This is a genomic window from Anaerobacillus sp. 63XJN7_4_ISO-PGPR-S23-413 (assembly GCF_056173725.1).
This window is the reverse complement of record NZ_CM149688.1, coordinates 2,692,798-2,704,648: the sequence shown is the minus strand read 5'-3', so window position 1 is coordinate 2,704,648 and position 11,851 is coordinate 2,692,798. Positions and strand designations below refer to the sequence as shown.

13 protein-coding genes and 1 riboswitch are annotated in these 11,851 nt (G+C 39.4%); of the genes, 11 read left to right on the top strand and 2 right to left on the bottom strand.

What is annotated here, in order from left to right; genetic code table 11:
* Positions 1-124 precede the first annotated feature (124 nt).
* The 8 genes from comGA (at position 125) to AC0VYO_RS14265 (ending at position 4,846) form a co-directional block, all read left to right on the top strand.
* On the top strand, positions 125-1,207 hold the full coding sequence (gene comGA, locus AC0VYO_RS14300) for a competence type IV pilus ATPase ComGA (protein WP_430244324.1): 1,083 nt from the start codon (positions 125-127) through the stop codon (positions 1,205-1,207).
* Entirely contained in the window at positions 1,182-2,210 is a 1,029-nt protein-coding gene (gene comGB / locus AC0VYO_RS14295) for a competence type IV pilus assembly protein ComGB (RefSeq protein WP_475367742.1), read from the top strand. The genes comGA and comGB overlap by 26 nt, the downstream gene beginning before the upstream one ends.
* Before the next feature lie 14 nt (positions 2,211-2,224).
* Positions 2,225-2,554 (top strand): competence type IV pilus major pilin ComGC, encoded by a 330-nt coding sequence (gene comGC / locus AC0VYO_RS14290; protein WP_194222141.1) that lies wholly within the window; start codon positions 2,225-2,227, stop codon positions 2,552-2,554.
* Between the two features lie 11 nt (positions 2,555-2,565).
* On the top strand, positions 2,566-3,006 hold the full coding sequence (comGD, locus tag AC0VYO_RS14285; protein ID WP_475367741.1) for a competence type IV pilus minor pilin ComGD: 441 nt from the start codon (positions 2,566-2,568) through the stop codon (positions 3,004-3,006).
* Positions 3,007-3,308: 302 nt separating this feature from the next.
* Positions 3,309-3,728 carry a ComGF family competence protein gene (locus AC0VYO_RS14280; protein WP_194222139.1) on the top strand — a complete coding sequence of 140 codons (420 nt, stop codon included), beginning with the start codon at positions 3,309-3,311 and terminating at the stop codon, positions 3,726-3,728.
* The gene (gene comGG / locus AC0VYO_RS14275) at positions 3,679-4,101 is read left to right on the top strand and encodes a competence type IV pilus minor pilin ComGG (RefSeq protein ID WP_475367740.1); all 423 of its coding nucleotides are present in this window, start codon (positions 3,679-3,681) and stop codon (positions 4,099-4,101) included. Before AC0VYO_RS14280 ends, comGG begins: the two co-directional genes overlap by 50 nt.
* Complete coding sequence (locus tag AC0VYO_RS14270) at positions 4,098-4,595, top strand: shikimate kinase (protein ID WP_194222137.1); 498 nt, start codon at positions 4,098-4,100, stop codon at positions 4,593-4,595. The genes comGG and AC0VYO_RS14270 overlap by 4 nt, the downstream gene beginning before the upstream one ends.
* Before the next feature lie 56 nt (positions 4,596-4,651).
* Positions 4,652-4,846 (top strand): YqzE family protein, encoded by a 195-nt coding sequence (locus tag AC0VYO_RS14265; protein WP_194222136.1) that lies wholly within the window; start codon positions 4,652-4,654, stop codon positions 4,844-4,846.
* 48 nt (positions 4,847-4,894) lie between these two features.
* Here AC0VYO_RS14265 and AC0VYO_RS14260 read toward each other — a convergent pair whose 3' ends face one another.
* Together AC0VYO_RS14260 and AC0VYO_RS14255 are read right to left on the bottom strand one after the other, a co-directional pair.
* Positions 4,895-5,689, bottom strand: a complete 795-nt coding sequence (locus tag AC0VYO_RS14260) for a YqhG family protein (protein WP_194222135.1) — start codon at positions 5,687-5,689, stop codon at positions 4,895-4,897.
* Complete coding sequence (locus AC0VYO_RS14255; RefSeq protein WP_475367739.1) at positions 5,667-7,337, bottom strand: DEAD/DEAH box helicase; 1,671 nt, start codon at positions 7,335-7,337, stop codon at positions 5,667-5,669. Before AC0VYO_RS14255 ends, AC0VYO_RS14260 begins: the two co-directional genes overlap by 23 nt.
* 209 nt (positions 7,338-7,546) lie before the next feature.
* Positions 7,547-7,635, top strand: a riboswitch (glycine riboswitch).
* A gap of 172 nt (positions 7,636-7,807) precedes the next feature.
* Between AC0VYO_RS14255 and gcvT the strand changes: the two genes are divergently transcribed.
* The 3 genes from gcvT to gcvPB are packed head-to-tail and all read left to right on the top strand — an operon-like array spanning position 7,808 to position 11,732.
* Positions 7,808-8,908 carry a glycine cleavage system aminomethyltransferase GcvT gene (gene gcvT, locus AC0VYO_RS14250; protein WP_194222133.1) on the top strand — a complete coding sequence of 367 codons (1,101 nt, stop codon included), beginning with the start codon at positions 7,808-7,810 and terminating at the stop codon, positions 8,906-8,908.
* A 26-nt stretch (positions 8,909-8,934) separates the two neighbouring features.
* Complete coding sequence (gcvPA, locus tag AC0VYO_RS14245) at positions 8,935-10,278, top strand: aminomethyl-transferring glycine dehydrogenase subunit GcvPA (RefSeq protein ID WP_475367738.1); 1,344 nt, start codon at positions 8,935-8,937, stop codon at positions 10,276-10,278.
* On the top strand, positions 10,275-11,732 hold the full coding sequence (gene gcvPB / locus AC0VYO_RS14240) for an aminomethyl-transferring glycine dehydrogenase subunit GcvPB (protein WP_194222131.1): 1,458 nt from the start codon (positions 10,275-10,277) through the stop codon (positions 11,730-11,732). The genes gcvPA and gcvPB overlap by 4 nt, the downstream gene beginning before the upstream one ends.
* Positions 11,733-11,851 lie beyond the last annotated feature (119 nt).

The following is an 11,851-nucleotide window of genomic DNA, read 5'->3' as shown; positions in this document are numbered from 1 at the left end:
GGCTAGTCAAAAAGAAATTTCTTTATTAAGAAGGAATTGCCATTTACCTGGCGAATCCTTCTCTTTACGATTTAAAAATCGTGACTGGTTTTGCTGTCAATTTATATGAAAGGAAGGTGTGTTTTTGCTGAACATTGAAGAAAAAGGAAAGGATATTATTAAGCAAGCGGTGGAAGTAGGGGCCTCAGATGTACACTTTCATCCGAAAGAAAAAGGAGCGTTGATTCAATTTCGTGTTGATAATCGACTTTATGATGCGCTTTGGCTTCCTATGACGGTAGCAGAAAAGCTATTGTCTCATTTTAAATTCCTCAGTGGTATGGATATTGGAGAGAAGCGTCGCCCGCAAAATGGGGCCATGGATATGGTTCTATATCCAAGAAAACTCCACTTAAGACTCTCAACGATTCCCACCCCTTATCACGAAAGTCTTGTCGTTCGTATCCTTCCGCAAGATGAAACCCACTCCTTTAAAGAACTCTTTCTTTTCCCCTCAACTGCAACTCGACTTCTCCAAATCGTAAGTTGTAACAGTGGCTTATTTATGATTACAGGACCAACAGGTTCAGGAAAAACTACAACGATGTATTCCCTCCTTCAAACTCTCAGCGTTAAGCGGCATAGGCGAGTTCTTACAATTGAAGATCCCATCGAAAAGCGCAATCCTGATTTTATTCAAATGGAAGTCAATGAGAAAGCTGGACTATCTTATTATGAAGGTTTCAAAGCTGGGCTCAGGCATGATCCAGATATTCTTGTCGTTGGGGAAATAAGAGATGAACAAACTGCCCAACTCGCTATTCGAGCTAGCATGACGGGGCATCTTGTGGTTTCAACGCTACACACTGGAAGTACGCTAGAGTGCATTCCAAGATTACTTGAGTTTGGTATTCCTCTTCATAATATTACTCAAACGTTAAGAGGAGTCGCCACTCAACGACTCGTACCCCTAAAGTGTCCCTATTGTCAAGTATGCTCTCTAGAGTGTCTAAAACGAAGAACACGAAGAAAACTTGCTGTCGTTGAAATTCTCGCTGGTCTTCATCTTCAAAAAGCCCTCGATCATCCAGATCTTTTATCGATCCCTGGTCAATCCACCATTAAAGATTACATTCTTCGAGCATATGCCCTAGGTTATATTCAAAAAGAGACTGTCGAGAAGGAGTTGGGTTTATTTAATCGTGAAACGATTCAAATGGAAGCTTGACCGTAAAGCGGATTTTCTTTGTCGTATAGGGAAGATGCTTGAGGAAGGATACTCACTTGCCAAATGTTTGGAGGTATACGCCTTATATCAAAACGACCATATTCGATCAAATATTGAAATGATTATTATCAGACTTAAGGGTGGTGATTCCTTTCACGATGTTTTAGCAGATTTTCAGTTTCCAGCAGATATCTTATCCTATTTATATATGTCTGAGCAGCGAGATTTTGCAACCGGTATTTCGGCATCCGGTCAGTTGATGAAAACGCGAAGTGAATGGCAAAAACGACTTAGAAGTACGCTTGCTTACCCCATCTTTTTATTTTGGATGACAGCGATCATGCTGTTTGTCGTAGGAAAGTATTTATTACCTCAATTTAATACGCTCTACCACTCCCTTGATGTTCCACTCCCTTTTATTTCAAGATTTTTTATGACGCTCGTTAGATTTACTCCAGCTATTTTTGTCGTTTTAATTTTACTTTCTATTGTCCTTTACCTTTCCACTTTGATAAAAAACAAGAAAAGTTCAGCTGTACACAAAATGCTTGTCTACAGTAAAATTCCGTTCGTGCATTTTTTTATTCCTCTTTATCTGACACATCATACCTCTCTTCACCTGGGGCTCCTACTTCAAAGCGGTCTTTCAATTGCAGAAGCTTTCTCGTTATTAACGAAACAATCTCACTTTGTGTTTTTTCAAGAAGAAGCCGAACGTGTTTCACGATCATTAATGCGTGGTGAAAAATTAGAGGATTTATTTGATCAGCCACGTTTGTATGTTCCTGAATTCAAAGAAATTTTAATGCATGGCCAGGCAAGCGGGAATTTAGGAAGAGAGCTAATCTTATATGGGGAGGTGATCGGTGAACGGTTTGAGGAGTTGGTAAAAAAAGGATTTATGATTTTGCAACCAGTTAGTTTTGTCGGTGTTGGTCTTGTTGTTATGTTGATGTTTATGTCTATTCTTTTACCCATGTTTTATTATTTGCAAAATATTTAAAGGGGAGATTGTAAATGAAAATAAGGAAATGGTTAGGTTTTATTAAAGATGAGAAAGGGTTTACGCTAATCGAAATGATGATTGTTATTATGATCATTTCAATATTGCTTTTAATTGCGGTGCCAGGATTAACTAAAAACAATGAGGTTGTTGAGGCGAAAAGCTGCGAGGCCACAATAAAAGTTGCCCAAACACAGGTAGCGGCGTATAAAGCGAATTTTGGATCCTATCCAACTTCAATCAATGATCTTGTTTCAGAAGAATACCTAGACATGGATGAAGTAACTTGTCCTGGAGGTGAAGAGTTAACCGTCGCCGATGGGAAGGTAAAGCTAGCTAACTAATGTTTTTTCGTGTGCAATTCAGAAATTCTTTTGGCTACACCATGCTAGAAATGATGATTGTTCTCTCCGTTTTATCAATTCTTCTATGTCTGATCTTTCTACACATTTCCCCTACACAAAATGCTTCTTCCACACGACATTTTCTAGACGACATCCAATCAGATCTAAGGTATACCCAGGAGCTTGCATATGTAAATAAATCCTCGTATCGATTTTCCATTTCACCTAGTAAAGGGTCGTATAGTATACAGGGCACCGCATCTACGGTAGTGAAGTCGAATGAAATTCCAGAACATATTACGATTGATGAAGGAACAATGGGGTATCAAATTGTGTTTGGGGGGAATGGAAACGTTCAAAAAGCAGGAACACTTTATATAAAGGATGGCAAGGAGGAGTATAAACTTGTGGTGCAGGTGGGAGCTGGTCGTTTCTATATTAAGAAGTTGTAAAGGATATTCTTTGCTTGATGCATTAACGGGTCTCTCTATCTTAACGATCTTATCTTCAAGTGTATTACCGATTTATTCCCATCTTTATGAAGAGCGAGAGGTGATACATGTGCGAAAAACTGCAGTGATATTGCTTGATCAATACTGGAGGGGAATGGTCTTGGAGGGGAGAATTCTACCTGCAAGCGAAACCGTTGAAGGCTCCAAATTTTCCTTTTTAGTAATAGTTGATAAAGTGTGTGTTTCTTTTGATAGCGGAGTAAAAACTGAATCAATGATATGTAAAAGCTTACCGCAAGATAATGAATGAAAAAGGAATCACATTACTAGAATTGATGTTAACTGTGACCATTCTCATTGCGATTGTATGTGTGCTTCCTTTGATAATGAACGCTTCTTTACAAGAAGTGAATGCAGATTTTCAGCATGAGGAAGCACAATTGTTCTTTCATTTGTTTTCTAAAGAAGTTCGTGAATCTTCTCGAATTCAGATCCATAATGGCGGAATTGAGATGTTGTCGAAGAACGGAACAACTATACGATACGAACGCTACGGATCGTCTATTCGGCGTAGAGTAAACAATGCTGGGCATGAAATTGTATTACAGAACATTCGGGAGTTATTTCTTGAAGTAACTGATGGAAGAGTGATTGTTGAGGTGGAACTTGCTGATGGACAGAAAGAAAAGCGCGCTATATTTCAAATGTCTCATAAACCTTAATGAAAGAGGTTATATGACGGCTATGATGATGATGATTAGTACGCTGCTTCTTGGTTTTGTTTTTCATTTATGGAATGTGACACAAAATGAGCGAGTTTTTCTTGATCGTGAAGAGGAAGAAATTAAGAAGCAGACCTTGCTAGTCCTTAGTATGAAAGATACAATTTCATATATACAGAAAACAGGGGGATCTAGTGCGGAGAGAACGTTTACGTACAATGAAGGTACAGTTCGCGCTGTGATTAATTCTTCTTCTGATGTATTGCAAATTACGTTGAGTGGAACGACGGATAATGGAATACGCGTAGCTGCGTCTTTTCAATACAATCAAATGATGAAGCAAGTCGTAGAATGGAGTGAAGGTTCAACATGAGAGCGGTCTATTTAACAGGATTTATGGGCTCTGGCAAAACAACTATAGGTGAGGAATTATCTCAAGCGTTATCGCTGAAATCGGTTGATACAGATGAGCATCTTACGAAAATGCAAGGCAAGACCATTCCTGCCATTTTTGAAGAGGAAGGAGAATTTGCTTTTAGAACGTATGAATCAGCCTCTCTAAAAGATCTACCAACTGAAAACGTGATCATTAGTACAGGCGGTGGGATTGTTTTAAAAGAAGAAAATCGAACATTTATGAAGCAAAATGGAACGGTGATTTACTTACATTGTGAACCAGAAGAAATCATAAAGCGACTTGAAGGTGATACATCAAGGCCTTTACTTGCTGGAGCGGATCTAGAACATAAGGTTCATACGATATTCAAAGAGCGATTATCACTCTATCGTGAAGCTGAATATGAAATTGACACAACGAAACGTTCAGTAGGGGGAATTGTAAAGGAAATATGTAACCTGCTTGGTTAAACAAAGAATAAATGGGCATCCTTAAAATAGAAGACAACTATTAAAGGGTGATCAGGATGTCATCAAATGATCTTGTGAAATATATGACTCAGCAAGTTGTGTCTTATATTGATCAACCAAAAGAGGAAAGGCAGCAACAGCGTGCTGTCAAAAAAGCCAAAAAGCAACCATTTTTGTTTCGATGGTTTGGCATTATCCCTATGTCGATTTCAATGTTTGTTAAAAAAAAGAAACATGAAAGCTCGGACTGACTCGTCTGAGCTTTTTTGTATGGATTCGCTAATTTTAACATTCTTCGTTTAGGAAGGATGTGACTCAATACCTGGTGCTAAATGAAAGATGCCCCCGTTAATTATTTCTGCCGTAATTGTTGGCTCATATTGTTTTCGAAGAGCATCTCTTTCAACTTGATAGCTCTGATCATTGGTTTTTCCGTTATAAAATTGATCAAGAAGGTTTAAATCAGTGGCCCATCTCATTTTTGCTTCTTCTGCCCATTCTAAATCCTCCTGTGAAATAAGCATTTCTACCACATCTTCAAGTCTCTTCAAGCCGCTTGAGGGTTTAATAATTGGCGTTATTGTAAAAGCATAATCTGGAATTTTAGGAGTGAGTTTCTTTGTTAGTAATAATTGGTGAAAGTCATCAACAACCGCTCCGCTTACAAGGTGTAGACCGAGGGAGAGGAGACGGTGTTTCTTTCGATCACACTGATAAGATATTTTAATATTAAGGCAGAGCCATGGATGAAGAGAATATTGTTGTTGATAATTTGTTTGCACATCCTCAAAAAGTCGGATAGAGGACGCAAGCTTTTTAGTAGATGAGAAAATTTGATGTAGTCTTGGTGCACCAAAGTGAACGAACTCCCCTTTTTCATCGCTTGATTGGTTTGTAATTAGGGTGAGTGTCATTGGTCGAGGAGTACCACCAGTCTTCTCAAGATAGTGCCAATAAAAAGGGCGGTTCATTAGTTCTTTATCAAGATCAATCGTTAATTGGACGTCAAGATAGCCGGATTTTTCTTCTCGAATCTGGCAGTCATTGGCTAGAAAATACGAGCGCAGATAATTATGAATATTTTCTTGTTGCATCTGTCTCCTCCTTCTGATAATTGATAAGCTCTTTAATATTCTCCATCTTAATTCGGATTTCTCCTTCGCTTTCAGAGTGTAGAAGTATATCAGAAATATGCTTTTCAATATCGCGCATACCAAGTCGTGTCAAAATCTCATCTAATTGTCCAATAACACTTTCAAATAGTTGAATTTTTTCATATAAGAGGGTAAGGATATGCTCTTCAACTGTATGCTTCGTAGCAAAATTATAAATGTGCACATCGCTTTCTTGCCCAAGCCGATGTATTCTACCGATGCGCTGCTCAATTCTCATTGGGTTCCAAGGTAGATCGTAGTTAATAACGTGCTGACAGAATTGAAGATTGATTCCTTCTCCCCCTGCTTCTGTTGCAATGAGGACTTTTGCGTGATTTTTGAAGAGTTCTCTCATCCAGTCTTTTTTCCCTCGTTTAAATCCACCCCTAAATGGGACAGAAGTAATTCCATGTTCTTTTAAAAACCACTGTAAATATAACTGAGTCGCTCGATATTCTGTGAAAATAATGACCTTACCTTCGATTGATTGAACCAATTCAAGGGCTTTTTCTGCTTTTGAATTCGTTGGCACTCCTTCAATTTTTTTAATTAACATTTGAATGAGAGTTTGAGAAGAGTCGTCAAGGTGTTCTTTATCAAGCATTTTTTTTAATGTCATATATGCTGCTTCGCGGCTTGAACAGATTTCTCTTAGTAAAGTGATGATCGAGAATTGACTTCTCGTAGCCATGGGCTGTTTCTTTAGCGCTTCGACTGAACGATAAAGCTCATCTTCTTCAGGTGAGAAAGTAATAGGTACTGTTTGAACAATACGTTCTGGCCAGTCCATTCCGGTATCTTCACGCCGGTTTCTGACCATCACTTTTTGAATGAGAGCGCGAAGTCTTTCTTCGTCTTCGACCTTTTTTTCTTTACCATTGTAGTCTTTTTCGAAATTTTCCAAGCTTCCTAGATGTCCTGGTTTTAATAAAGATACAAGGTTAAAAACTTCATCAAGACGATTTTGAACAGGGGTAGCCGTTAATAGCAGACAGAACTTTTTAGGTAAGTGCTGTACAAATTCATAATTTTTTGTACGACTATTCTTTAGACGATGTGCTTCATCGATAATAACCATGTCGTAGTTCTGCTCATAAACTATTGAGCGATGAGGCTCTCGTTTAGCTGTATCTATCGATGAAACCACAACGTCACATTGATCCCATACATAGCTTTTCCTCTGGACTACAGCTGGAATGTAGAATTTTTGATTTAATTCAATAGCCCATTGTGATACTAATGATGCCGGAACAAGGATCAGGACTTTTTTGACAAGACCCCGAATCATATATTCTTTAATAATCAAACCAGCTTCAATGGTTTTTCCTAGGCCAACTTCATCTGCTAGAATCGCTTTTCCGTTCATTTCCTCTACAACTCGCCGAGCTGCTTCAAGCTGGTAAGGATGTGGTGTTAAATGAGGGAGATGTGATGGCGCCTGTAAGCCTGCGAAAGTGGGGATGGTTGTATGATGCTCAGCTTCGATAGCCAGTTTAAAAAGGTCCCAGTTAGCCCAGGGGCCGTCTTCATCAATTTGTTTCAGAAAGTTGTTTGTCCACTCTTGATCAAATTTCAACTCTGTTCTCAAAATGAAAACCCTTTCTCGGTAAAGGTTATTTACGAATGATACATGATTAATGTATAATAATGTTCGTGTTTAATATATTAGTTAAAATACTTTCATTATTAAAAAGATTGTTGCCAATGCCACTATGGTAGTGGTAGGATTGAAATCGAAAGCACTATTAGTATGAATCAATCAGTAGAATCCAATACCTTAAAACTGAAAATAGGCGAATGAAAGCAAGAGGAGAGACTGCTATATGCAGCGCCGAAGGAGCAAACAAATTTGTGAATCTCTCAGGCAAAAAGACTCTTGCTAGACGCACCTCTGGAGAGAGCTTTTATAGCCGCCAAAGATGTAATTCTCGCGTAATGTGAGGAGAAACTTTCAGGTCAACGGGACAGAGAAACCGCGCTACTTAAAGCGGTTTTCTCTGTCCTTTTTTATGCTTCGGTATAAGCTTTTTAAGATGAATGATTTTAGGAGGGAATAAGATGAGTGAACTATTAAAAACACCATTATTTGAAACCTATAAAGCTATGGGCGCTAAAACAATTGATTTTGGAGGATGGGCTCTTCCGGTTCAGTTTTCAAGTATTAAAGAAGAGCATGAGGCCGTTAGAACGAGAGCAGGTTTATTCGATGTTTCTCATATGGGAGAAATTGATGTTAGTGGTGAACAGTCGCTTCATTACCTTCAAAAGATGATGACAAATGATATAAGCAAACTAAAGGTCAACGGTGCTCAATATACAGCAATGTGCTATGAAGATGGCGGAACTGTGGATGACCTTCTTGTGTATAAGCACTCAGAACACCATTATTTATTGGTAGTTAATGCTGCTAACACTGAGAAAGATTTTGACTGGCTTGAAAAACACCTTATCGAAGGAGTTTCTATTCAGAACATATCAAGTCAGATGGCCCAACTTGCTATTCAGGGTCCACAAGCAGAGATGATTCTCCAACGTCTAACGGAGGTGAATCTTTCAACTATCGGTTTCTTTAAATTTCAGAATGAAGTCGTGATTGAGGGCATTAATACGTTAGTGTCTAGAACCGGCTATACGGGTGAAGATGGTTTTGAACTGTATACTTCTTGGGAGGATGCCCCTTCACTGTGGAAGGCGATTCTTGCTGCGGGGGAGCCAGAAAATATTCTACCTTGTGGCCTTGGGGCTCGCGATACGCTTCGCTTTGAGGCAAAGCTAGCTCTTTATGGGCAGGAGTTAACGAAAGATATTTCTCCGCTAGAAGCGGGAATAGGTTTTGCTGTTAAAACTAGTAAAGAAGCTGATTTCATCGGAAAATCTGTTCTACTAAGTCAGCGTGAAAATGGTCTTGAGCGAAAGTTAGTTGGGATTGAAATGACTGGGCGCGGGATTCCGCGGACCCACTATCCTGTTTACAAAGGGGAACAATTGATTGGCGAAGTTACTACTGGGACACAATCTCCAACTTTGAAGAAAAATGTTGGTCTTGTATTAATAAAGAAAGAGTTTACAGAAATGGGTACTGAGCTAGATGTTGAAATTCGTAACAAACGTGTGGGAGCTAAAGTTGTTCCATCACCATTTTATAAACGACAGAAATAAAGGGAAATAGAGGAGGAGAAAAACATATGAAACATCGCTACTTGCCGACAACTGATCAAGATCGAAAGGAAATGCTTGAAACAATTGGAGTGGACTCAGTCCAAGCTCTTTTTGAAGATATTCCGGAGGCTATTCGTTTTAAGGGAGATCTTAAAGTAGAGAAACAGTTATTTGAACCTGAACTGATTCGATATATGTCAAAACTGGCTTCTAAGAATGCGAATACACAGGAGAATGTATCTTTTCTTGGTGCTGGTGTTTATGATCACGCTATTCCTTCTGTTGTAGATCATGTAATTCGTCGATCAGAGTTTTATACAGCTTATACTCCATATCAACCTGAAATTTCACAGGGGGAATTGCAGGCCATTTTTGAATTTCAGACAATGATAAGTGAACTTACTGGAATGGATGTTGCGAATTCCTCGATGTATGATGGTCCAACTGCTCTTGCCGAAGCTGGACTGCTCAGTGCTGGACAAACAAAAAAGAAAAAGATCATTGTTTCAAAGAGCGTACATCCTGAAGCCCGTGCTGTCATTGACACATATGCGCGTGGACAGCGTCTTTCAGTGGTTGAAGTAGATACGATGAATGGGTGTACAGATCTTAATAAATTGAAAAATGAAATCGACGAAGATACTGCATGTGTTATGGTTCAGTACCCGAACTTTTTTGGTCAGTTAGAGCCCTTACAAGAAATTGAAAAGCTTGTTCATGAGCAAAAAGCGATGTTTGTTGTTTCAAGTAACCCGCTTGCCCTTGGTCGTTTAACTCCTCCAGGAGAGATGGGGGCAGATATCGTTGTTGGAGATTGTCAACCGTTTGGAATTCCGGCACAATTTGGTGGACCGCATTGTGGTTATTTCGCAGTGACAAAAAAACTGATGCGAAAAGTACCAGGTCGTTTGATTGGGCAAACAACTGATGATAATGGACAGCGCGGTTTCGTTCTAACCTTACAAGCACGCGAGCAACATATTCGAAGGGATAAAGCGACTTCTAATATTTGTTCCAATCAGGCGTTGAATGCTCTTGCCTCTTCAGTTGCTATGAGTGCTCTTGGTAAAGAAGGCGTTCGACATATGGCAGAGCAAAATATGAAGAAAGCTTATTATGCAAATAGTCAGCTGAAACAGGCGGGAGTTGAAACCGTTTTTGATGGAGTGTACTTCAATGAATTCGTGATTAAATTAAACGGTTCGGTTAAAGATCTTAATCGAATGTTATTAGAAAAAGGGATTATTGGTGGATATGATCTTGGAAGAGATTATCCAGAACTGAAGGATCACATGCTTATAGCTGTTACAGAGAATCGGACGAAAGAAGAAATTAATGCATTCGTAAAAGAAGTGGGGGGAGCACAATGAGTAAAGATCAGGCATTAATATTTGAACTAAGTGAACCGGGGCGTATTTCTTATAGTCTACCTGAACTTGATGTTCCTGATATGGATTTAGATCAGTGGTTGCCAGAAGAGTTTAATCGTAAAACAGAACCAGAGTTACCAGAAGTGTCAGAATTACAATTGATGCGTCATTATACAGCCTTGTCTAAGCGTAACCATGGAGTGGATTCTGGATTCTATCCACTTGGGTCTTGTACGATGAAGTACAATCCAAAAATTAACGAAGATGTAGCAAGGTATCCTGGCTTTGCCTTCATACATCCGCTTCAAGAAGAGGAGGGCGTTCAAGGTGCGCTAGAAATGATGTACAATCTTCAGGAAAACCTCGTGGCTGTAACAGGTATGGATGAAGTAACGCTTCAACCTGCAGCAGGTGCTCACGGAGAGTGGACAGGATTAATGATGATCCGTGCTTATCATGAAGCGAACGGTGATTTCAATCGCACAAAGGTCATTGTTCCAGATTCAGCTCACGGTACAAACCCTGCTTCTGCAACAGTTGCTGGTTTTGAGGCAGTGACAGTGAAATCAAATGAAAAAGGTCTAGTTGATCTTGAAGATTTAAAACGTGTAGTAGATGAAGATACGGCTGCGCTGATGCTGACAAATCCAAATACACTTGGACTATTTGAAGAACAGATTACAGAGATGGCGTCAATTATTCATAACGCAGGTGGAAAGCTATATTACGATGGTGCAAATATGAATGCTATTATGGGGGCTGCTCGTCCTGGAGATATGGGTTTTGATGTTGTGCACTTAAATCTACACAAAACTTTCACTGGACCTCATGGTGGTGGTGGACCTGGATCTGGACCGGTTGGTGTTAAATCTGATTTAATTCCTTATCTTCCTAAGCCGGTACTCGTGAAGGAGAATAATGCCTATCGTTTCGAGTATGACCGTCCTCAGTCCATTGGTCGTGTAAAGCCTTACTATGGTAACTTCGGTATCAATGTTCGAGCATATACGTATATTCGTACTATGGGGCCAGAAGGCTTAAAGCAAGTATCGGAAAATGCGGTATTAAATGCTAACTATATGATGAGACGCTTACAAGATGCCTTTGTGTTACCTTATGAACAGCACTGCAAGCATGAATTCGTGATTTCAGGAAAAAAACAAAAGAAACTTGGTGTCAGAACGCTTGATATGGCAAAGCGACTGCTAGACTTTGGTTACCACCCGCCAACGATCTATTTCCCAATTAACGTTGAGGAATGTATGATGATTGAACCTACGGAGACAGAATCAAAAGAAACACTTGATGAGTTCTGTGATGTACTGCTTCAAATTGCAAAAGAAGCAGAGGAAAATCCGGAAATTGTTCAGGAAGCCCCACATACAACAGTTATTGGTCGCCTTGATGAAACCACGGCTGCCAGAAAGCCTGTTTTACGTTATCAAAAAGCCTAATGCTTATTGATAGGCCCTGTTAATTTATATTGTTCACTACTCGATTATGGCTCATTCAAATGAGAGATACGTTTAACATGGATAAATCAATGATGCAAAATCAACAAAGCCATTTTGAG

What these genes read in the sequence shown, in the direction of transcription:
- comGC (WP_194222141.1), top strand. Translation starts at nt 2,225, where the DNA reads ATGAAAATAAGGAAATGGTTAGGTTTTATTAAAGATGAGAAAGGGTTT.
- AC0VYO_RS14280 (WP_194222139.1), top strand. Translation starts at nt 3,309, where the DNA reads ATGAATGAAAAAGGAATCACATTACTAGAATTGATGTTAACTGTGACC.
- comGG (WP_475367740.1), top strand. Translation starts at nt 3,679, where the DNA reads ATGGACAGAAAGAAAAGCGCGCTATATTTCAAATGTCTCATAAACCTT.
- AC0VYO_RS14270 (WP_194222137.1), top strand. Translation starts at nt 4,098, where the DNA reads ATGAGAGCGGTCTATTTAACAGGATTTATGGGCTCTGGCAAAACAACT.
- AC0VYO_RS14265 (WP_194222136.1), top strand. Translation starts at nt 4,652, where the DNA reads ATGTCATCAAATGATCTTGTGAAATATATGACTCAGCAAGTTGTGTCT.
- AC0VYO_RS14260 (WP_194222135.1), bottom strand. Translation starts at nt 5,689, where the DNA reads ATGCAACAAGAAAATATTCATAATTATCTGCGCTCGTATTTTCTAGCC.
- gcvT (WP_194222133.1), top strand. Translation starts at nt 7,808, where the DNA reads ATGAGTGAACTATTAAAAACACCATTATTTGAAACCTATAAAGCTATG.
- gcvPA (WP_475367738.1), top strand. Translation starts at nt 8,935, where the DNA reads ATGAAACATCGCTACTTGCCGACAACTGATCAAGATCGAAAGGAAATG.
- gcvPB (WP_194222131.1), top strand. Translation starts at nt 10,275, where the DNA reads ATGAGTAAAGATCAGGCATTAATATTTGAACTAAGTGAACCGGGGCGT.